Genomic DNA, 19,819 nt, shown 5'->3' with positions numbered 1-19,819 from the left:
CCGTCCGTTCGCGTCGGCGACAATCACCTACTTCGCCTCGCTAGGGTTCAGACCATGCCCACGACGTCCCCCCGTTCGCTCGTCGGCAGACGAGCCGAGATCGATCGCCTCCTCGCCCTCCTCCACGCGGCGGGCCGGGGCGAGGGCGGGGTGCTCGTCCTCCGTGGTGAGCCGGGGATCGGCAAGAGCGCGCTGCTGGACCACGTCGCACGAGCGACGGCGGAGGAGTTCCGGCTCATCCGCGCGTCCGGGTCGGAATTCGAGGGTGAACTGCCGTTCGCGGCACTGCATCAGCTGTGTGTTCCGGTGCTGGCGCATCTCGACACGCTGTCGGCTCCCTACCGCGAATCCCTCCTCGTCGCTTTCGGCCTTGCCGACGGGGCGCCGGATCCGTTCCGGGTCGGTCTCGCCGCGCTCGAACTGCTGGCGACCGCCGCGGGGACGCGTCCGATGCTGTGCGTGGTCGACGACGCGCACTGGCTCGACACGGCGTCGGCGAGGGCGTTGACGTTCCTGGCGAGGCGGATCGCGGCCGAACCGATCGCGATGGTGTTCGCCGCCCGTGACCAGGATCCGGTTCGCGGGCTGGACGAATTGCCGGGGCTGACGGTCGGCGGTTTGAGCGATACGCAGGCGCGTGCCTTGCTGGCCGGGGAAAAGACCGTGACGCTGGACGAACGCGTGCGCGATCGCCTGCTCGCCGAGGCACGCGGCAACCCGCTCGCGCTCATCGAGCTGCCGAAGGCGGGTGGTTTCGCGCCACCGGCTCCGTCGCCGATCGCGAGCCGGATCGAGCGGAGTTTCCGGGCGAGAATGGCGGAACTGCCCGCGGACGCGCGGCGGCTGCTGACCCTCGCGAGCGCCGATCCCACCGGCGATCCCGGCCTGCTGTGGGCGGCCGCGCGGCGGCTGGACATCGACGTTCCCGCCGCGAGCGCCGAGGCCGAGGCGTCCGGGCTGATCCGGTTCGACACGCGGGCGCGCTTCTGCCATCCGCTGGCGCGTTCCGCCGCGTACCGCGCGGCCGAACCGGGGCAGCGCCACACGGCCCATCGGGCGCTGGCCGAAGTCACCGACCCGGAAACCGCCGGAGACCGGCGGGCCTGGCACCGGGCCCAGGCCACCACCGGGCCGGACGAACAGGTCGCGGCGGAGCTGGAATTGTCGGCGTCGCGTGCGCAGGCGCGCGGAGGTGTGGCGGCCGCGGCCGCGTTCCTCGAACGTGCGGCGGCGCTTTCACTCGACCTCGTCAAAAAGACGGAGCGGACACTCGCGGCCGCGCGGACCACGCTGGAGGCGGGCGCGACGGACGCGGCGGCGGATCTGCTGGCCAGCGTCGACACCGAGACCTTGGATGTTCCCCAGCACGCCTCGGTCGACCTGCTTCGCGGGCAGATCGCTTTCGTCCAAGGCGCGGAGGGGGCCGTCCGGGGGCCGGAACTCATCCTGCGGGCAGCGGAGCGCCTCGCCGCCGTCGATCCGGAGCGGTCACGCGAGTTCTTCGTCGCGGCACTGGAAATGGGGCTCGTGGTCGGACGGGCCGCGGGAGTCCTGGACCGGGTTCTCGACGCGGCCCGCACGGCGCCTCCCGCCTCAGGACCGCCGGATCTCCTCGACGCGCTGGTGCGGTTGACCACCGAAGGACACCATTCCGGTGTGCCGGCGCTTCGCCGGGTTCTCACCGGCGACGATGCCGGCTGGACCAGGACACCGGCCCTGGCCACCGTGCTCGCGGGCGAACTGTGGGACATCGGCCTGCACGCGACGATCGTCGGCTGGCTGGTGCGCACCGGCCGGGACACCGGATCGCCGATGACCATCCGGCTCGGCCTGTCCCAGGTCGCGTCGCACGCGGTGCTCACCGGGAACTTCGGGCGGGCGATGGCCGCGATCGCCGAAGAGGAGGCGATCGCGGACGCCGTCGGCGATCCGCCGCAGCTGTACCCACGCGTGCACTTGGCGGCGATGCGCGGCCGCCGCCGGGAAGTGCTCGACCTGTTCGCCGAAGCGACGACCCGCGGCAACGGGCAGCTGACCGCGAACGCCCACTGGGCGACGGCCGTGCTGTACAACGGGCTCGCCGACTACCCGGCCGCGCTGGACGCGGCGACCCGGGCCGTGGCGAGCGGCGACCTTTTCCTCACCGGCATCGCGCTGCCCGAACTCGTGGAAGCCGCGGTGCGGTGCGGGAAGGACTCCGTCGCCCGATCGGCGCTGGACTCCTTGACCGCCCGCACCGAGCCCGCGGGAACCGCCTTCGCCCTCGGAATCGCGGCGGGCGCGCGGGCCATGGTCAGCGACGAGGAACCCGACCACCTGGAGGCACTCCGGTACCTGGCGGACGACCCGCTCGCGGTGCATCTCGCGCGGGCGCGGCTGCGGTACGGCGAGTGGCTGCGCCGCGCGGGCCGCCGCCGCGAGGCGCGCGAAAACCTTCGCGCCGCGCACGAACAGCTGTCGCGGATCGGACTGGAGGCGTTCACCCGGCGGGCGGCCGACGAGCTGCGCGCGACCGGGGAGGTCGCCCGCAGCCGCTCCGGGCATTCCTACGACCACCTGACCATGCAGGAGACGCATATCGCGCGCCAGGTCGCGGCAGGCGCGACCTCGAAGGAAGTGGCCACCCGCCTGTTCCTCAGCCCCCGCACGGTGGACGCCCACCTCCGCAACATCTTCCGCAAGCTCGGCATCACGTCGCGCAGGCAGCTGAGAGACATGCCCGATCTCCGCGACGCGGAACTCAGTTCTTGACCGGATACGCCAACGGCTCTCCGTTTCCGCCCGCGGCGATGCCGGCGTACTTGCTCACGAGGGCAGGCTGCGCGACGGAAAGTGGCTGCTCGTCAGGGGGGTAGCCGCCCGCGTCCGGTCCTCCGCCTTCCGCGAACGGAAGACGGAGGTTCCCGTTCACGGCTCAGACCGGGGTGTCGCCCGATGTCCCCCACTGGGTGGTGAACAGGCCATGGCCGTACCAGGTCCCGTTCGACGGCCGCCACACCACGAAGTCCGCCCGCGGGTCGCCGCCGAAATTGCCCGCCATGGGCACGTCGCCCGCCACACCCCATTGCTGGGTCGCGATACCGAGCACGTACCAGACGCCGTTACCCGGCCGCCAAACGGCGAAATCGGCGCGCCCGTCCGCATTGAAATCGCCGGCCACCGGAATATCGCCCGCGACACCCCATTGCTGGGTCGCGATTCCCCGCACGTACCAGACGCCGTCGCTCGGGCGCCAAACCGTGAAGTCCGCGCGCCCGTCGGCGTTGAAATCGCCGGCGACCGGAACATCACCGGCGACACCCCATTGCACCGTGGCGATACCGAGCACGTACCAGGTGCCATTACTCGGCCGCCACACCGCGAAATCGGAGCGGCCGTCACCATTGAAGTCGCCGGTCAGCGGAACGTCGCCGGACACGCCCCACTGCTGGGTCACCACCGCGCCGGTGCTGCTCTGGATGATGTACCAAATACCGTTGCTCGGCCGCCACACGGCGAAGTCGGCCCGATGGTCGCCGTCGTAGTCCGCGGCCACCGGCACGTCGCCCGAGACACCCCACTGCTGGGTCACGACACTGCCGTTGCTGCTGCGGATCACGTACCAGACACCGTTACCCGGCCGCCAAACCGCCTTGTCGGCGAACCCGTCGCCATCGAAATCCGCGGCGGGCTTCTGAGACGCCGGCGAGGCGGCGATACCGATATCGTCCGCGCCCGCGGCCGGTGGCATTACGAGCAGGCCCGCGAGCAGACCCGCCAATGCCGTACCCATCCGAATGGATCTTCGCATTTTGCCGGTACCTCTTTCCGTTCGGTTGACGTGCTCTTCCCAGCCCGCGCTTTTTGACCGAAGATACGGACCGGGGCAGTTCCAGCCTGACACCGGCGGCATGGCCTTGTCAGCAAGGATTCCGTCCAGCGGACCGCGCGAGGGGATTTCAGTGGAGACCAAGAGAAGAGCCAGAAGCGTCCTCGAAGGCGCCTTCACCCTATTGGATGCCTTGGTACGACATCAAGGTGAAGCAGGATTGACCCAGCTGGCCAATTCCTGTTCGATACCGAAATCGACGGCTTACCGATTACTCGAGCAATTGACCGCACTGGAGGTTGTCCAGCGCAACGAAAACCGCTATCGCGTCGGCGCGCAGGCATTCCGGCTCGGCCAATCGTGGCAGCCCTATCCGCGGCTGCTGGAACTCGCGCGCGGCGAGCTCCGGCGCCTGGCCGCGGCCACCCGAGCCAGTTCGGTACTCGCCGTACCCTGTGACGGCCGCATCCTGATCGCCGCCGCCAGCCTCACCCGGCCGGAGGACGGCGTCCTTCTCCGGCCCGGATCGACCGTGCCCCAGCGCACCGGCCGCTTCTGCCCCACCTGGCAAGCGGAACACGAACTCGTCGCCGTCGAAGCGTCCGTCAGGCTGCCGACCGGCCGGACGGTCGGCTCGATCGCGACCGTGCTCACGCTGCCGCAGTCACCCGTCACGATGTCCGACACCGTCGCCCGCGCCGCCCGCACCCTCGGCTCGGCGCTGGCGGACTGAGCGACGTGTGCGGTCTCGCGCTACGGTCCCCTCGTGAGCCCTGCCGATGCCCGCGAAGCCCTCCTGTTCCACTCCGGCGCGCACCCGGATGTGGACGATCCGCGGTGGCGGACAGGGTTTCTCGGGTCTTTGCGACCCTTCAGTGGGTTGCGCGAGGAGAATTATCATGAGGTGATGGCCGCGTTGCGCGCTCTCACCGAACAGCTGCAGGCCGACTCGGTGCCGCGTGAAGTCGTTTCCGCCGTGGTCGGGATCTGCCACTTCGCGCGGGCCTGGGGCGTCGCGCCCGACGGCATGCTCCGCGGGAACGGCCTGATCGACGACGAGGACGCGGCTCGCCTCGATGAGTGGATCTGGACCATCTCCTACGCGCTGTCGATGATCTTGGACGGCGACGCGGCGGAGGCCTTCGCCGAGTACGACCATGAACGTCTCCGGTAGGTGACGGATACGTGACAGGGGGCGATCTGCCGGACTGGCTGCCCGGGTGGTGTGTGGATCACCTGGGCGACAAGCCGGTCGCCGTGCTGTTCGAGGCACGGTCGATCTCGGCGGTGTTCGGGCTGCGGTTGGCCGACCGGGGATTTCCGTGCGCCCGGCCGATCACGCCCGCGACGGGCGTCGGGACGCTGGCCGTGCACGCCGAGGAATCCAGGCCCGGCGGTGAACTGCTGCGCGGCGGTGTTCGCCCGGCTGATGACCGGACTGGCCGACGTGACCGTCCCGCCGCCACTGCCGAATCCCCGCTGGATACGGTGGGACCACACGGATCCCGGGTTGTGGCCGTCCATCGGGGACCTCGATCGGCGGGACCAGGACGCCGTGCCCGCGTACGTCGTCGAAGCGGCCGAACGGATCCGCGAACGGCTGCTCTCCGCCGACCTGCCCCGCGTACTCGGCCACGCCGACTTCGAAGCGCAGAACCTCCGCTGGCGCGACGGCCGCATCTGGGCCGTGCACGACTGGGACAGCCTGGCGTGGCAGCCGGAGGCCGCACTGGCGGGAGCGGCGAGCGCGGTCTTTCCCAAGACCGGGCCCGCCTGACTGCCGCCGATCGAAAGCTCCGAGGCGTTCTTGTCGGCCTATCAGGACATCCGGGGCCGCCGGTTCACCACCGAGGAGCAGGAGGTCGCGTGGGCGGCGAGCCTGTGGCCGGCGGCCCACGACGTCCGCTGGGAAGTGCTGCACGGCGCTCCCCCGGGTTCGCATGACGTCGTCCGCGCGCAGGTGGCCGAACGTCTGCGCCGGGCGAACACCTGCTGGAAGGTCAGCAGGCCCTGACGATGACCGAGTGCGCCTTGCCGCCGAGGTCGAGGATCGTCACGTCCCGGTTCCCGGCGGGCACGCGGACCTGGTAGGTGCCGGTGTCGACCGGGTAGCCGAAGTAGCTGCCCGAGGGCGCTGACGAGGTGTCCGTGATCATCGAGCCGTTGGTGCGGTGGATCGTGGTGGAGACCACTTTGCCGCAGATGTTGGAAATGTAGATCTTGCCCTTGGTCGCGGCGGAGGCGGAGCCCGCGCCGAGGACCGAAATGACCAGGCCGGCGGTGGCCAGAACGGCGAAAACGCGCCGGCGCACTGTCGGTCGAACGAACCACACCAGCCGTGAAACAGCCCCGGAGGTGACCGCGCTCAGCGCTTCGGCGCCACCTTGCCGATGGCGGCGGTGGCCAGTGCGGTCACCCCGTCCTTGACCGGCGCGCCGTCGGTCTGGTTGGTGTAGTCGACGTGGTACACGATGTTGCGATACCGAGCGGTGACCGCCACCGAGTGGCCGCGTTTCCCTTGCTCGACGAGCAAAGCCTCGTCAGCGTCCTGCACGTTCACCGCGACCCCGTTCCGGACCCGGCGTTTCAGGTGTTCCGTCGCGGCGTCCACCCCGGACTTCGTGCGGGTGGCGTGGTAGACGTAGCTGGTGACGATCACGTGCGCCGCCCGGACCTTGTCCTTGATGAAGGTGTCGGTGTTGTTCCAGGCGCACTGCCCCTGTTCCAGGGAGTCCGAGGTCGAGTTGGCCGATCCCGCCTCGAAATCCGTCCGGCCGGGAATGTAGCGGGCCACCTCGCTCTTGTCGAAGACGGCACAACCGATCGGCGCCTTCGCCACGTCCTGCGAGGCGTCCACGGGCGGTGGCGCGTCGGAGCCGCCTTCCCTGACGAAGATCCAGTACCCGCCGAAAGCCAGCCCGAGCACCATGACGGTGCCCAGCGCCAGCAGCACGATCAGCAGCCCGGTCTTCTTCTTGCGAGGTGGCTGCCGGTGGTACTGCCACCCCGGTTGCGGCACGGGATACGACCCTGGCGGACCGGGCTGGCTCATCGAACTCCCTCGGACGTCTTCCTCGAAGCGGTGCCGCGGGCATCCGGTCCCCTCGACACCGAATGCCCGCGGCGCCCCCTGCTCCGGTGACGCTAGACCGATCGCGGCTCCCGGGATGTCCGGTGAACGCCTTACATCGAAGCCTCGTTGAGCTCGGCTAGCGTGATGACACCGTCGTCGAGTGCCCTGGTGACGAGCTGGCTCTTGGTACGGGCCTCACGTCCGACGTTCGAGTACTTCACGCGCACCCGGGCGATATGCGTGTCGACGGTCTTGACCGTGATGTGGAGTTTCGCGGCGACGAGTTCCTTTGAGGAGGCGGCGAACCATGCCCGCAGTACCTCGATTTCCCGTGGGGACAGGCGTGGCCTGCCCGGGGAGTCGTCCGCGGCGAGCGCGCCGGACAGCGACGGCGCCGTGTACGTCTGCCCGCCTGCGACGGCCCTGATCGCGGGCACGAGGTGCTCGGGCCCCTCCCGTTTGGTCAGATACGCGAGCGCGCCGAGATCGATGCATTTGATCGCGGTGGCGTTGTCCGCGTGCTGGGAGTACACGACCACGCGGCGGCCGCTCTCGACCAGACGGCGGAGTTCGCCGAAATCCGGTTTGCGGGGCACCAGCTCGAGATCGAAGATCACCACGTCGGCGGCGGCACCGGGGCCGGTCCACACGTCGGAGAGGCGGGCTCCGGCGTCGACGAGACCGATCGGCGGGTCCGCCTGCTCACACCAGTACCGCACACCCGCCGCGATCGCCGCGTGGTCGTCCACGATCACCGCGGTGATCAGCTCTCCGCCGGCTGCCATTGTGCCTCCATCCAGACTGTTCCGTCACCGTCGAAGATCTCGATCCGCACGTCCGGTGTCCTCGGCGTGGACGCGATCGGCTCCGCGCAGTCCGCGACCACGTTGACCGACACCGATCCGGGGCTTCCGACCACGGTGACCCGCGCCCAGGATCCGGCCGTCGCCAGCGCGGTGAGCGCGGCATCGGTGAGGTCCCGCCGAACGGCCACGGGTGGCACGGGCCAGTGGCCACGCACGTCCAGATCGACCTCGACGCCTTTGCGGTCGGCGATGTCCGCACACTGTCTCAGCTCGTGCAGCAGCGGGTTCTCCACCTCGTCGGTTTCGGCGAACAGCCGGCGCATCCGGGCCGCTTCGATCGCGCATCCGCGCTGCACCAGGGGATCCGAGGGCGCGAGCGAACCGTCCGCCAGACCTGTCAGCAACGGTACGGTCGTGTCGGTCAGCTCGGCGAGCCGCTGCTCGCGACGGCTGTGCGCGCCCGCCGCTACGGCCTCCGCGGTGCGCAACCGTTCCAGTTCCCGCGTGGCCTCGGCCGCCCGCGCGCCGATCCGGCCCAGCACGGCCGCGACCACGGCGACGCACAGCGGAAGGCCGATCACCGTCACCGAACCGGTGACGAACCGGGCCAGCACGCTCCGGCTCACGTCCTGGAAAAGCAGCAGGTTCGCCAAGGCGAGCGACTCGTGTGCCACCAGGAAGGCCAGCATCGTCCTCAAGGGACGGTCGAGCAGGACGACGATGCCGACCCAGTTGGCCGCGCCGAACATCCAGTCCACCGTGGTCGCCGTCTTGCCGTCCGGCAAGGTCAGGTACGCAAGCGCGGACGCGGCCAGCACGAGGGCGACGGCGGGCCACCGCGCCACGCCCCACGGCCGCCGCAGTACGACCAGCACCACTTCGACGGCCAGTACCGCGGTCAGCGCGGCCAATGCGGCGAACTGGACGGCGGGCAGTTCGTGGGATTTCAGGCCCCGCACGAGATTACTCGACCCGAGCACGTCAACGGTCAGTATCGCGACGAGCAGCACGGCGATCCGCAGCCCGCGCCTCAGCTGGTCCTGGGTCGCTTCGCCGCCGCTCATGCCGACCACTTCAGCCGGACCACCGTGCCGGCCCCTTCGGCGGAGGTGATCGTCGCCGTGCCACCGACCCGGTTCATCCTGCCGTGCACGGATTCCCGCAACCCGCGTCGCGCCGTCACCCGGTCGCCGGCGAACCCCTTTCCCTCGTCGGAAATCTCGACCGAGAGCGCCTGCGCGTCGCCGCGCAGCCGGACCCGTCCCCGGTCCGTCCCGGCATGGCGGCGCACGTTGTTGAGCGCCTCCCGGACGGCTCCGGCGATCGCACCCGCCACCTCGGACGGCAGCGACAGCCGCGGCGGTACGTCGAGCGCGACGGTCAGGTGGCCGGTGCCGAGGTCCGCGCGGAGCAACTCGACGAGGTCGGCCTCCGGCGATGTCCGCCCGTCGTCGAGGAAACGCAACCGGGCCAGATCGCGGCGTGCCTGCGGGGCCAGCCAATCCGCGTCCGGGGGCACCTGCCCGAGGCCGACCATCAGCAGGGTGGTGGCCGCGGTGTCGTGCAGCGAGTTCGCCAGCTCACGTTCCTCGGCGCGGACCGCTGCCGCCACGGCGGCCTCTCGGCGCACCTGTTCGGCCTCGGCCGCCGTCCGATCGGCGCGTTCGGCCGCGCGGGTGACGAGCACCCAGGCCACCCTGGACATCGCGGCCATCGCCGGCACCCACACCTGCGACGCGCTCAGGGTGAGCCCCGCGGCGGCGAAGACGACGAGCATCCCGCCACCGGCGATCAGCGCTGCGAGGGCACCGGCCGGCAGCGGGGTGTGCCATTGCCAGGTCACGCACGCGAAGACGACCAGGAGCCGGAGCCAGCCCGTGTTGCCGTCCGCCTCGGCGTCGGTCCAGAAGACGGTGAGGCACAAGCTCAGCAGCACCGCCACGTCCACGGCGATCGGGGCCCGCCGCAGCCACCATCCCCGCGCGCAGGTCCAGACCACGGCGACGGCGACCACCACGGCCGTGGCCGCGAATGCGGCGGGTGAGCTCCTGAGCAGGCCGATCGCCGCTATGGGCGGCAAGGTCGCGACCCGCACGACGACGGCATACCGGTGACCGAAACTGGTCAGCAGCCGCCCGGCCTCCCCCGCCACCCGTTCCCTCGCCAACCGTCGAACCCGGCAAACCTCGCGCGGGTGACCATACCGGCCGACGATGTCGGGTGGTGCCGATTCCGGATGACCGGTACGAAGGTCAGCGGCTCACTGACCGTCAGGGGCGGAGAACCCTCCGGTGATTGGTTCGAGCCGTTTCGAGTCGGTCTCGGTCGATCCTGGTTCCCGCCGAAGCAGCTAGTGTTCATGGTCGGCGGTCGGGATGCGGCAAGGCTGGGGCGGCTGGCAGATCCAGTCCGGATTTGCGGGCCGACCGATCATGAGGAGCAGCGGCCGCACGTCGAAGGGCGACCTTGCCAGGGTGTCCGGTGCGGCCGTGCCGGGTCGAGATCGCCTGTGGCGCTGTGTCCCTTTACAGTGGGGTTCCAGCGTGACCGATCTGGCCAGGTGGGGGATGCCGCGTAACCGACGCCCGCAGGACCGGGAAGAGAAGCGTGGTGAAATCGTCGCCGCGGCCACGCGGTTGTTCGTGGAAGAAGGCTACGACCCCACGACGGTGGCGCGGATCGGGCGTGAGGCGGGGGTGACCTCCAACACCGTCTACTGGTACTTCAAGGACGAGGTACTGGTCGCTGTGCTGGACGCGCTGTTCGCGCAGTTCCTGGCCGGCGTGGCGGAACGCTCGGCCGAACCGCCGGTCGAGCAGTTGTTGTGGGCAGTCAGCGAGTTGCTGCGGGTCGATCGGCTGATCACGACGGTGCACGCCAGGGTCGCGGCATCGGAGTCACTGCGGGTATGGCACGACGGCTTCCACGCACAGGTGGAGACGATCCTGAGGTGGCATCTGGCCGCGTTGGGCGTGCCGGAGACCGAGCAGGACGCGATGACCCGGATCGGGGTGTTCGTCGAAGGCTTTCCGCCGTCGAATTCGGGAAGGCAGCGACAAGATATGCGCACCTTCACACTATCGCCGACTCGGTTTCGCGTAATGCCAAGTCGAGTTGGCATTACGCACCATTTCGCCGCGGTGCTCGATCGAGAGTGCCCCGCGATCCTCGGTTCCGAGCAGCTACCGGTCAACGACCTTTGGCATGTACGTAATTCTCCGACGAAGGAGTGGGCAGCGTCCCATGGCTGACGACGTGACGGGCGACCTCGTGGATCTGTGACCGGTGACGACGGGCATGCCCGCGAATGAGCTCGAACGCGTCATGCACGTTTGTATCGCAGCGCGCGGCGAGAAAACCCTTCGCCTGTTCGATCAAGGCACGGCTGTGCGGCGCAGCCTGCAGTTGCGAGGCGGCGGCGATCTGACGGCGGATCTCCCGCTCGTGCACGTGCCCGATGGCGGCCGCGTCGGCCAGCGCCTGCACCAACCGGACCTCGGCCATCGACAACCCATCGGTTTCCGAGTGCAGCAACAGCACCGATCCGAATTCCTCTTCGCGCAGCCGTATCGGCACCGAACACACTTGCCGGTACCCGATCTTGTCGACGGCCGCGGCGAAGTCGGGCCACCGACGGCCCACACCGGCCAGATCCATCGGACCGACCAACTCCCCTGCACGAGAACTTCCCAGGACCGGCCCATCCAGACGCGCCAGGTTGAGCACATCGAGCAAGTCGGCGGACTCGCCGGCCGTCGCCGACCTCCACCGTCCGTCATCCCGTGAAGCCAGCATCACGGCGGCAGCGGAAATATCGAACAGCTCGATGCATCGTGCGGCCAACCGAGCGAGCCGCTCCGGGAGGCCGAAGTCCTTTACCACGGTGTCGGTGAGCTCGACCAGGGCGTCAGCCAAGCGCTGTTCTCGTCTCATGTGTGCCTTCCTCTCCACTAAGATCAAGGAACGTGCGACCGCACAGACTCATCAGCGGCGGGAAACATCTTGAGAGACTCTCGGCGACACCCGAGCGTCTGCCTGTCAGTTACCGGGGAAATCGCCAAGCGACGTGATTCCAATTCAATTTCGGCGACCGGACCAGATTTGTCGAATAAGCGCACCACACCGCCTCTGAGTCTGAGATAAATGCGGCAGCGGCTTCTGCTCAACCGGGCCACAGAACGTAAAATCATAAGGATTGCCACAGCGGAGGGCAAGTGCAATCAAGCGCGTCACCGCCCAGGGACCACGTCAGAACCTGCCCGGCTTGCCGGCCCAGTTCGAGAAGACTCGAATATGCCGTGTGCCCTCTGGCTCGCGCCTGACCAACCGGCGACGCCAGTGCCGAACCGATGTCTTCGCGAACCGCCACACGCTGACCTGCTGGATCACGACATCAGGGTCGCCGGGAGGGCTCGACAGGCACAACGCCTGTGGACAGCCAGCCGTCAACGCATACGCGTCCGCAAACCCTACGCGCCGGGCCGCCGTCGAACTCGCGTTGACGATTGTCGAAGACACTGCCCGTTCACTCTGACGCGGTTCTCGAAGCGTGCAGCAGACCGCAATCCGGCGGTTGGGTCCGCGCGACGACCGGTCAGCGCGCGTCGAAAGGCCCATTGGGCCTGGGCGGACTGACAGGAAAAACCCCGAACTCGATGATGTGGCGGGCAACGTCGCTGATCGGGCAGCGATGTTGGCGGGCGTAGACGGAGATCAGTTCGAACGCGTCAATCACACTCATACTCTGTCGCGCGGCGAGGAACCCCTTCGCCTGTTCGATCAGGACACGGCTGTCCAACGCGCTCTGCAGCTGCGACGCGATGTCGGTCCGCTGACGGATCTCTCGTTCGTGCACAAGCCCGATCGTGGCCGCGTCGGCGAGCGCTCGCGCCAGCCGGATGTCGGATGCCTGTAACCCTTCAGCCTCCGCATGCAGCAGCAGCACTGACCCGAGAACCTCCTCACCCAGCCGCATCGGCACGGACGACACATGGCGGTAGCCGGCCTTGCTGGCGGCGACGGCGAAACCTGGCCATCGGCGGCGCGCGGCGGCTACGCCCACCGGGCCGACGGGTGCGCCGGTACGGCAACTCTCCAGTACCGGCCCCTCCCGCGTGAGCAGTTCGAACAAGTCGGTGGCCGAACCGGACGTGGCAGAGGTCCACCGGCCCGCATCCGCCGATACCCGCACCACGGCCGCCGCGGTGATGTCGAGAAGCTCGGTACATCGCGTAGCCAGGCGATCGAGCTGCCCAGGAACGTCGAAGTCGTTCACCAGGGAGTCTGAGAGCTCGACCAGAGCCTCGACCATGCGCTGTTCTCGATTCATGGAATCCTTCCGCGCCAAGATCAAGCTTCAGACGCCCACGAGGTCACCAGCGAAGAGTCAGAGCCTTGATCACTCGACGGAGGCTTGGCGCGCGTCGCGGAACCGCACCAGTTCTCAGATCGTTGGCGATCCCGATATCGCGCCGTCCAGTCCATACGCCCCCTATCCCGTGCGATCCGGGTACCCCGCGGTTGCCACCCACCAGCCCAGGCACGTGATTCCAGTTCAACGATCACTCGCGGACCGGACGGCACCCGACGACCACGGTCAGCAGTACCTCCGACCTCAGTCGCTTGCAGCAACGCGTCAGCTCAACCCCACCACAAACGCAATCAGCCTAAGGACAGTAGTCCAGTGAGAGCAACCCCGGTCACACGATCGGCACCGCGAGAATCGCGGTGTGGCCCTGCTCAGGTCATGGGCAGGTCGGAAATTGAAGCTGAGCAGCCTCAGGGAAAGTGCACCTCGTCGCCGGTGTCGGCTGAGCTGACACCGGTTTGCAGCGTCACAACAGCGTTGTCCGCCTGGCGGTCAAAGGCCGACCGACAGCGAGGGTACGAACGATGTGACGCAGGGACGGCGTTGATGTTTTCGAGGACGCGGAGATGACCGTGAGCGCTAGGCGCCGCGATCGGCTATCGCAGCTCATTGCTGAGCGAGCCCGAGATGTGCGACAGGGCTCGGGCTGGATCCCGGTCGTCTGTATCGCCGCCATCTCCTTACGGACGGCCGAGCAGGCGCACGAGCTGGTCGCCTCGAGCAATGCCTGGCCGGGACTCTCGAGGAAACGCAATACACCGCAGACGATGGTCCAGGCGTCGAGGCCTTCGCTACCGGAAGCCCGGTGCTGGTGAGCGACCTGACCTTCGACGAGCAGCGCCGGCCTGGGTTCGCGGACGGAGCCGCGGCTCGCCCTGACCGACCTCCCCGTCGCCGCGCTGCTCGCCGACTGCGTCGGCGAGGGCGACCAGGTCGCAGCGTGGGCACGCGAGGACACCACCGGACACTACGGCGACGTGCATGTGGCGACCGGCATGATCGCCGCCCAGCTCGACATCAGCGCTCGTGCTTGACCGGCAGTTACGGTTCGACCCTCCAAAGGGTGATGTATCGCCAGCACAACCATGATCAGCAATGCCGGTCTCGGTTCCGAGGTCCGGCCGTCGCCGTTTATGGCGACGAAATGATCGTGCCGCGTACATGCTCCCATGATCTTGACTAAGCGCTTGAATCAATACATTCTTCCGACACGGCGCACCTCCATCAATTCGAGCACCGCTGATGATCGCTTGACCAGGCCACGGAGTGGGTACCCGAATTATTCAGCTGCAGCACGCCACCGACAAGATCCGGAAGCATCCAGCGGACGAACAACGATCAGAGGAGAAGAAATTATGTCATCCGACGAAGCGCCGTGCGCGCACGTGCCGATGATTCTCGACGACGTCAAAGGCGCGCTCGACGGGTTGGCTGAGGTGCTCGCCGATGAAACCGACATCAACTCGCTGCTGAACCATGTATGCCACCAGGTCATCCGCGCGGTACCTGGCGTGGACCATGCGACGATCACCATGGTCAGCGAGCACCGGCCAGAAACGGTGGCCTTCACGAGCGAGGACGGTATCGAGCTCGACGCGACTCAGTATGCGACGCGCCGGGGACCGTGCCTGGAGGCGGCGAAGGGCGCCCAGACCAGGCGGGGGAACATTTCCGAGGCGTCGAAACACTGGCCGGAGTTCGCTCCGGCTTCGCGCGCCGCGGACCTCAGTGGTTTCCTGACCGTGCCCCTGATCGTGAACGGCGACTACTCCGGTGCAGTGAACTGTTACAGCCGGCAGGCACAGGGCTTCGCTGAACTGGATGTGCACCTGCTCCAGGTTTACACAAGTGCTGTCGAAGCGATTCTGCGCACCTACCGGCGTTACGAGAAGGCCGCCCAACTGGCCGAGCACCTTTCTATCGCGCTGAGCACTCGGGCGGTCATCGACCAAGCCAAGGGTGTCCTCATCGCAGTCCACGGGTTCACCGACAAGGAGGCCTTCGACCTGCTGGTCGAACAGTCACAACGAGAGAATGTCAAGCTGCGCGACCTCGCGTACCGTTTCCTGGAGACCGTCCGCTTACAGGCGCGAACCGGCCATTCCTGACGCTCAGACCTGCCCGACCCGCAAGACGCTGAGAACTCCACGAAGAGGAGCCCACGGGACCGATCCACCCTGCGGCGATCGCAATGGCCCTTTCCATGGCCACTTTTCGTCATTGTCCAGTTGCGGACACGATCACATTGAGAACAGGCCTTCCAGAAAGAAACTCGTGTTCGCCGTGGTCACACTACGCCACTATGCAGTTTTCACCCGGCCGCGGTAACGCCAGGGCAGCGGTCCGGATCCAGCGATCAGATCACACGCCGTCATCTGATTCCCCGTGCCGAGACGGTTCCGCCATGGTCGATCAGTTTAATGGCGAAGATCTGACAATGTCGTATTTCGGCCAAATCGGCGAAGCGCTGTCGAGTCACCTGCGCGCGTTCCCCCTTTCCCGTTCACCATGCCTGCCTGATGCCATAGATACCTCTCCAGGGGTATCCTGAACGACGACCGGGCTCAGGCCCAGGCACGTACGTCAACTTTCAGAGACCGTCTCACCGGTTCAACAACGCAGCCGCTGACGGTGATCCCACGGTTACCTACTCGGAGCGCATCGATGACTGGTTTGCCTGATAGCCGCCATTTCGCTCGGATACGTTCACTGGGAACGCCAATGCCTGCTGGGCACGCGATACCGGCCGCGGGTGGGAAGCTGCTGGAGGCCGGACGCTTCCGGCACGGCGACCAGCTGGTGATCGCCGTCGCCGGCGAGGTCGACGTATCCTCCGTGGGGGTGCTCCACCGCGCTTTGTGGCAGGAGATGCCGTCGGTGACGGTTCTCGACCTATCAGAGGTCACCTTCCTCGGCGCCGCCGGGCTCGGCGCCATCGCCGGTGCTGCCGAGCGGGCGAAGAGCGAACGGAAACGGCTCGGATTGGTCGTCAAAAGCCACGTCGTCTCAAGAGCACTGCGAATCGTCGGCATGGATACCTTCATCCCCATTTTCTCGTCCCGCTCAAACGCCGTTCACGAACTCTCCCGCGCACAACGACCGCCGGGGACCCACGCCCAGAACCGGCAAGACAGCGTCGACAGACAGTCCTCATCAATCATCGACGCCGCGATGACGAGATTTCTGGCCGCTTACGCCATGGAAGACCCCCGGCAGAGCAAAGGACGGTGAGAGGATGAAAGCCTCGAGCGGGTTTGACCGAGCGCGCTTACCGCACATGGTCAACCAGCGCACGGATATGTCCGATCTCGCTCACGTGGGAACAGGCCGAAACCGACCACGCCCCGGCCGGTGCACGGTGAACCGTCGGGCGCCCAGCGACGACGTGTGACTCACGACGGAGATCTGTTGCCGCTTGGCAAGTTCTGCCGGACATTCCGGCCAGTTCCCTCGATCTCCCGAAGTGCGCGGCGCTCGTGCTCGTCGAGCTTCTCTCCGGCCGGCCACAGACCCGTGCGCCAGATGGCACATCGGCTGCCACGTACTTTCCCTCTTTCTCACGTCGGCCGGTGAAACCTGGCTGCTGACATGAAAACTCTGCGGCCGGGGCGATCTGCCGCATTGGCGCGGATGGCGTGGAAGGGGGGTGCGGCTCCGGGTCGGGCGGCATTCGCTCTGGGTGGCCCGGGGTGTGGTGGCTCAGGAGGTGGGATGACCGGTTTCCGGCGCCGATGGTGCCATTCGCTCGTACTCGGAAATGGTTCGCTGGCCGCGCATGGGCACCGACCATCTTGCGATCACACTCCAGAACGGGTGAGATGCGAACGTGCGTCAAGCAGTCGGCGCTGATCTTTCCGACGGAGGCGGCAAAGGCGGCGACGAAGGATGATTTTGGAAGACCATGGAGCACCGGCGCGCGGCTTACGCCGCTATGTTGGCGCCGTTGCCCAGGCTTTGGATCTGGACTGGACGGGCTGGTGGGTGCGGCTGGACCCACCGGTGAACGCCTACGTGGCCATCGAGAGCCGGCTACCGAGGTTCCCGACCCGTGACGTCGCATTGCTCTGGGACGAGGAACACGGGTGGTCCGTGGCCGTCGAATCCCTGTGCGGAGAAGAGCTGATTGTTCTGTCCTACGCGGGCAAGGACGTTCTGCCTCCATCACGCGCGGTCGCGCGATTCCTCACCTGCATGTTCCGAGGTCAGTACCCCGGCCAGTTCACCCCGCCCGCTTTCCGCAGAGCCGGCGCGATCGACGATATGCCGGAACGTCTGGCCCGCTACGCCCAGCCATCCGGTACCCCACCCATCACCGGACAGTCCGCCGCGGGCGGATGTGGACCGTGATTCACCGTGGCGAACATTCGCCATTGTCAGAATCGCACGGGGCTCGCCATACCGAGCGGACCACCACCGAGGAGTATTGGCGCGTATCCGCCAATACTCCTGCACGGACAACGCGAACCGTCGGTCTCGGCCTAAAATGAGGCCTTCTCTTATCTCGCGTGCGGAGGAGGACCATGGTCAGGTCGTGGGCGGCGGGAGAGCACGTGTGTATCTGGTACGACACCGACCACCAATACCGGCGGCTCGCACAACTGCATTTCCGGGCGGCGGTGGAACAAGGCCATAAGATCACCTACCTCACCAACCGCGTTCCTCCCGGAACCCTGCTCACCTGGCTGTCCTTGACCGGGCCGGAACTGGACGCATTGACCAGGAGGGAACAGCTCGTCATCTCGTCCACCGACGAGTTCTACCGAGCGAGAACAGGGTTTGAGGCGGATCGTGTGATCAGCCGGCTCCAGGCCGAGACCACCGCGGCGACACGTGCTGGTTACTTGGGTCTTCATATCTGCGCGGACATGACCTGGTCCTCACATGTGCTACCGGACAGCGAGTTGTTTTGGGACTACGAGAGGCAGGTCACGGAACTTGTCGCCACGGACGCGCTGCCGACCTTGACGGGATTCTGTCACTACGATCGGCGGCAGTTCACGAGTGAGCAACTGGACGTCGTGCGCGAGGCCCACTCGACGGCGCTGACCGCCCAACAGGCCGAACAACAAGAACCCCTGTTGCGGATGGCGGCGCTGGACGGGCGACGCGGGCTGCGACTGTCCGGCGAGATCGATCGGTCGAACCTCGCCGAGTTCGCCGCGACACTGGAAGCGGCCTACCGCGACGATGACGATTTTCACTTGGATGTCAGAGAACTACGTTACGCCGATGTAGCGACCGTCCGGCTTCTCGCCCATGCCGCGGCCAACCTCCGCAACGGGCACCGGCTGGTTCTGAGATCACCAGTTCCCCTGATCCGCACGATCCTGCGGAACTACGGCTGGGACCAGTTGCCGTCCCTGACGTTGGTCACCACGGAGGAGGGGGTGTGAGATGAGCAAGCAGGAAGCCCAGACCGGCGGTGTGTCGTTCTCGCATCAGGCCTGTGTTTACGGCTCTGACGCGGAATTCCTCGACATGACAACGCCTTTCATCGAAGACGGCCTGACCCGCGGGGAAGCCACACTGGCCGTGACCACACCGGACAACATCGACTTGCTCGTCGACACGCTAGGGGCGAACGCCGACCGGGTCGAATTCGTCGACGCCTACGATTGGTACCGTCACCCCGCCGCGACACTGCTCAAGTACCGCGACTACTACACGGCCCGCCATGCCGAGCGCCCAGGACACGTACGCATCATCGGTGAACCGATCTGGACAAGACGATCAGACCTAGAGACCGCCGAGTTGAGACGATACGAGTCGATACTGAACGTGGCCTTCGCGGAGTCGTCGGCATGGATCATTTGCCCGTACGACACCCGTGTGCTGGCTCCGCCCGTCGTCGCTGACGCGCATCGCATTCACCCCGCTCGGTGGACAGGGCGCGAGGCGAAGCCATGTCCTGACTATCTCGACCCCGCGATCTTCGTCGATGCCGGCGGCACCCACCCGCTGCCGGCTCCCCCACCGGATGCCGCAGTGCTTCCCTTCATAGGCGACCTGTCCAGCGTGCGGCGGTTCGTCACCGCGCACGCCGCGCTCCAAGGGCTGGCCCGGCAGCAAGCCGCCATGCTCTCGGCGGCCGTCGGCGAAGTCGCCGACCACGTCGCGCGGCACGGTAGCGGTCGCGCGACCATCCGGCTGTGGGCCGAATCCGGGCGTATCGTGTGCGACGTTCACGAGCCTGTCGGGCGCATCACCGACCCCTTCCTCGGTTACCTGCCACCCACGCTCGACGAGGCACCCGGCGACGGTCTCTGGCTCACCCGCCAACTCTGCCGGCATGTCGAGACCTGCTCCGGATACTGCGGTGCCACGGTCCGCCTGCACGTGTCCGGCCCCCATGCCGCGATAGTCCCCTGATGCGGGCGTATCTCGGGGCGGCTCCACGTCGGGGGAGGGGGAACGTGGAGCCGCCAGGGGAATCGTGGCACGATCGCCGGACAACCGTTCTTGACCCAAGTGGTGGTTCAGTTTCCAGGCTGTGTAGGGCAATACCCGATCACCGCGGCAAAATCCCGAGTCGGAGCGGATCGCCGTCTGGATCGGGCAGCTTGTTCCTGGTTGAGTCACATCAGGATCGGGTCGATGTCGCAGTTGGCGCGGGCGCCTCGGCCTGCTGCTTGTGTTCCGGGGTGGGCCTCGCCCAGGATCCGGCGATACCGTGCCAGGATCGGGTTGTGGAACGGCGCGGCCTCGTCCGTCCGGCCGAGCGCGGTCAGGTCCAGTCCGAGGTTGAAGGATGCGGCCAGGACCGT

At 67.3% G+C, this 19,819-nt stretch carries 21 protein-coding genes; 11 read left to right on the top strand and 10 right to left on the bottom strand.

Features of this window, described 5'->3' with window-relative positions; translation table 11 throughout:
• Nucleotides 1-54: 54 nt before the first annotated feature.
• A complete protein-coding gene (locus AC069I_RS21375; protein WP_478266252.1) occupies nucleotides 55-2,751 on the top strand; it encodes an AAA family ATPase in 2,697 nt (898 codons plus the stop codon).
• On the opposite strand, the gene AC069I_RS21370 is transcribed toward AC069I_RS21375, so the two are convergent.
• A complete protein-coding gene (locus tag AC069I_RS21370; RefSeq protein WP_478227457.1) occupies nucleotides 2,741-2,911 on the bottom strand; it encodes a hypothetical protein in 171 nt (56 codons plus the stop codon). The two genes, AC069I_RS21375 and AC069I_RS21370, sit on opposite strands and share 11 nt — an antisense overlap.
• Before the next feature lie 3 nt (nucleotides 2,912-2,914).
• Nucleotides 2,915-3,772: an FG-GAP repeat domain-containing protein gene (locus AC069I_RS21365; RefSeq protein WP_478227458.1), complete on the bottom strand. Its 858-nt coding sequence runs from the start codon at nucleotides 3,770-3,772 to the stop codon at nucleotides 2,915-2,917.
• 4 nt (nucleotides 3,773-3,776) lie between these two features.
• On the opposite strand from AC069I_RS21365, the gene AC069I_RS21360 reads away from it, so the two are divergent.
• The 4 genes from AC069I_RS21360 (at nucleotide 3,777) to AC069I_RS21345 (ending at nucleotide 5,822) form a co-directional block, all read left to right on the top strand.
• The gene (locus AC069I_RS21360) at nucleotides 3,777-4,541 is read left to right on the top strand and encodes a helix-turn-helix domain-containing protein (protein ID WP_478266251.1); all 765 of its coding nucleotides are present in this window, start codon (nucleotides 3,777-3,779) and stop codon (nucleotides 4,539-4,541) included.
• A 174-nt stretch (nucleotides 4,542-4,715) separates the two neighbouring features.
• On the top strand, nucleotides 4,716-4,982 hold the full coding sequence (locus AC069I_RS21355) for a hypothetical protein (RefSeq protein WP_478227459.1): 267 nt from the start codon (nucleotides 4,716-4,718) through the stop codon (nucleotides 4,980-4,982).
• A 222-nt stretch (nucleotides 4,983-5,204) separates the two neighbouring features.
• Nucleotides 5,205-5,585 carry a phosphotransferase gene (locus tag AC069I_RS21350; RefSeq protein ID WP_478266250.1) on the top strand — a complete coding sequence of 127 codons (381 nt, stop codon included), beginning with the start codon at nucleotides 5,205-5,207 and terminating at the stop codon, nucleotides 5,583-5,585.
• A gap of 30 nt (nucleotides 5,586-5,615) precedes the next feature.
• Nucleotides 5,616-5,822 (top strand): hypothetical protein, encoded by a 207-nt coding sequence (locus tag AC069I_RS21345; RefSeq protein ID WP_478227461.1) that lies wholly within the window; start codon nucleotides 5,616-5,618, stop codon nucleotides 5,820-5,822.
• Here AC069I_RS21345 and AC069I_RS21340 read toward each other — a convergent pair.
• The 5 genes from AC069I_RS21340 to AC069I_RS21320 all read right to left on the bottom strand — a co-directional run bounded on the left by AC069I_RS21340 (nucleotide 5,809) and on the right by AC069I_RS21320 (nucleotide 9,854).
• Nucleotides 5,809-6,120 carry a hypothetical protein gene (locus AC069I_RS21340; RefSeq protein WP_478266249.1) on the bottom strand — a complete coding sequence of 104 codons (312 nt, stop codon included), beginning with the start codon at nucleotides 6,118-6,120 and terminating at the stop codon, nucleotides 5,809-5,811. The genes AC069I_RS21345 and AC069I_RS21340 overlap by 14 nt on opposite strands.
• Nucleotides 6,121-6,173: 53 nt before the next feature.
• Nucleotides 6,174-6,860, bottom strand: a complete 687-nt coding sequence (locus tag AC069I_RS21335) for a hypothetical protein (RefSeq protein WP_478227463.1) — start codon at nucleotides 6,858-6,860, stop codon at nucleotides 6,174-6,176.
• A 131-nt stretch (nucleotides 6,861-6,991) separates the two neighbouring features.
• Nucleotides 6,992-7,666, bottom strand: a complete 675-nt coding sequence (locus AC069I_RS21330; protein ID WP_340684095.1) for a response regulator transcription factor — start codon at nucleotides 7,664-7,666, stop codon at nucleotides 6,992-6,994.
• Nucleotides 7,645-8,751 (bottom strand): hypothetical protein, encoded by a 1,107-nt coding sequence (locus AC069I_RS21325; RefSeq protein WP_478235315.1) that lies wholly within the window; start codon nucleotides 8,749-8,751, stop codon nucleotides 7,645-7,647. The genes AC069I_RS21330 and AC069I_RS21325 overlap by 22 nt, the downstream gene beginning before the upstream one ends.
• Nucleotides 8,748-9,854: a sensor histidine kinase gene (locus AC069I_RS21320; protein WP_478227465.1), complete on the bottom strand. Its 1,107-nt coding sequence runs from the start codon at nucleotides 9,852-9,854 to the stop codon at nucleotides 8,748-8,750. The genes AC069I_RS21325 and AC069I_RS21320 overlap by 4 nt, the downstream gene beginning before the upstream one ends.
• Nucleotides 9,855-10,230: 376 nt before the next feature.
• On the opposite strand from AC069I_RS21320, the gene AC069I_RS21315 reads away from it, so the two are divergent.
• The gene (locus AC069I_RS21315) at nucleotides 10,231-10,938 is read left to right on the top strand and encodes a TetR/AcrR family transcriptional regulator (protein WP_478266248.1); all 708 of its coding nucleotides are present in this window, start codon (nucleotides 10,231-10,233) and stop codon (nucleotides 10,936-10,938) included.
• On the opposite strand, the gene AC069I_RS21310 is transcribed toward AC069I_RS21315, so the two are convergent.
• Both AC069I_RS21310 and AC069I_RS21305 read right to left on the bottom strand, forming a co-directional pair.
• Complete coding sequence (locus tag AC069I_RS21310) at nucleotides 10,877-11,620, bottom strand: ANTAR domain-containing protein (RefSeq protein ID WP_478227468.1); 744 nt, start codon at nucleotides 11,618-11,620, stop codon at nucleotides 10,877-10,879. The two genes, AC069I_RS21315 and AC069I_RS21310, sit on opposite strands and share 62 nt — an antisense overlap.
• A 661-nt stretch (nucleotides 11,621-12,281) precedes the next feature.
• Nucleotides 12,282-13,016 carry an ANTAR domain-containing protein gene (locus AC069I_RS21305; protein WP_478227469.1) on the bottom strand — a complete coding sequence of 245 codons (735 nt, stop codon included), beginning with the start codon at nucleotides 13,014-13,016 and terminating at the stop codon, nucleotides 12,282-12,284.
• Nucleotides 13,017-14,410: 1,394 nt separating this feature from the next.
• Between AC069I_RS21305 and AC069I_RS21300 the strand changes: the two genes are divergently transcribed.
• The 5 genes from AC069I_RS21300 to AC069I_RS21280 all read left to right on the top strand — a co-directional run bounded on the left by AC069I_RS21300 (nucleotide 14,411) and on the right by AC069I_RS21280 (nucleotide 19,424).
• Complete coding sequence (locus tag AC069I_RS21300) at nucleotides 14,411-15,163, top strand: ANTAR domain-containing response regulator (protein ID WP_478266247.1); 753 nt, start codon at nucleotides 14,411-14,413, stop codon at nucleotides 15,161-15,163.
• Between the two features lie 556 nt (nucleotides 15,164-15,719).
• Complete coding sequence (locus AC069I_RS21295) at nucleotides 15,720-16,286, top strand: STAS domain-containing protein (RefSeq protein ID WP_478227471.1); 567 nt, start codon at nucleotides 15,720-15,722, stop codon at nucleotides 16,284-16,286.
• A gap of 654 nt (nucleotides 16,287-16,940) precedes the next feature.
• The gene (locus tag AC069I_RS21290) at nucleotides 16,941-17,402 is read left to right on the top strand and encodes a DUF6292 family protein (RefSeq protein ID WP_478227472.1); all 462 of its coding nucleotides are present in this window, start codon (nucleotides 16,941-16,943) and stop codon (nucleotides 17,400-17,402) included.
• A gap of 173 nt (nucleotides 17,403-17,575) precedes the next feature.
• On the top strand, nucleotides 17,576-18,448 hold the full coding sequence (locus tag AC069I_RS21285; RefSeq protein ID WP_478266246.1) for an MEDS domain-containing protein: 873 nt from the start codon (nucleotides 17,576-17,578) through the stop codon (nucleotides 18,446-18,448).
• 1 nt (nucleotide 18,449) lies between these two features.
• The gene (locus AC069I_RS21280) at nucleotides 18,450-19,424 is read left to right on the top strand and encodes an anti-sigma factor RsbA family regulatory protein (RefSeq protein WP_478266245.1); all 975 of its coding nucleotides are present in this window, start codon (nucleotides 18,450-18,452) and stop codon (nucleotides 19,422-19,424) included.
• Nucleotides 19,425-19,630: 206 nt separating this feature from the next.
• Here AC069I_RS21280 and AC069I_RS21275 read toward each other — a convergent pair.
• On the bottom strand, nucleotides 19,631-19,819 hold a 189-nt coding region (locus AC069I_RS21275), incomplete at its 5' end, for a tetratricopeptide repeat protein (protein ID WP_478266244.1).

The organism is Amycolatopsis sp. NPDC043885 (genome assembly GCF_056435685.1).
This window is presented reverse-complemented; position numbering and strand designations above follow the sequence as displayed.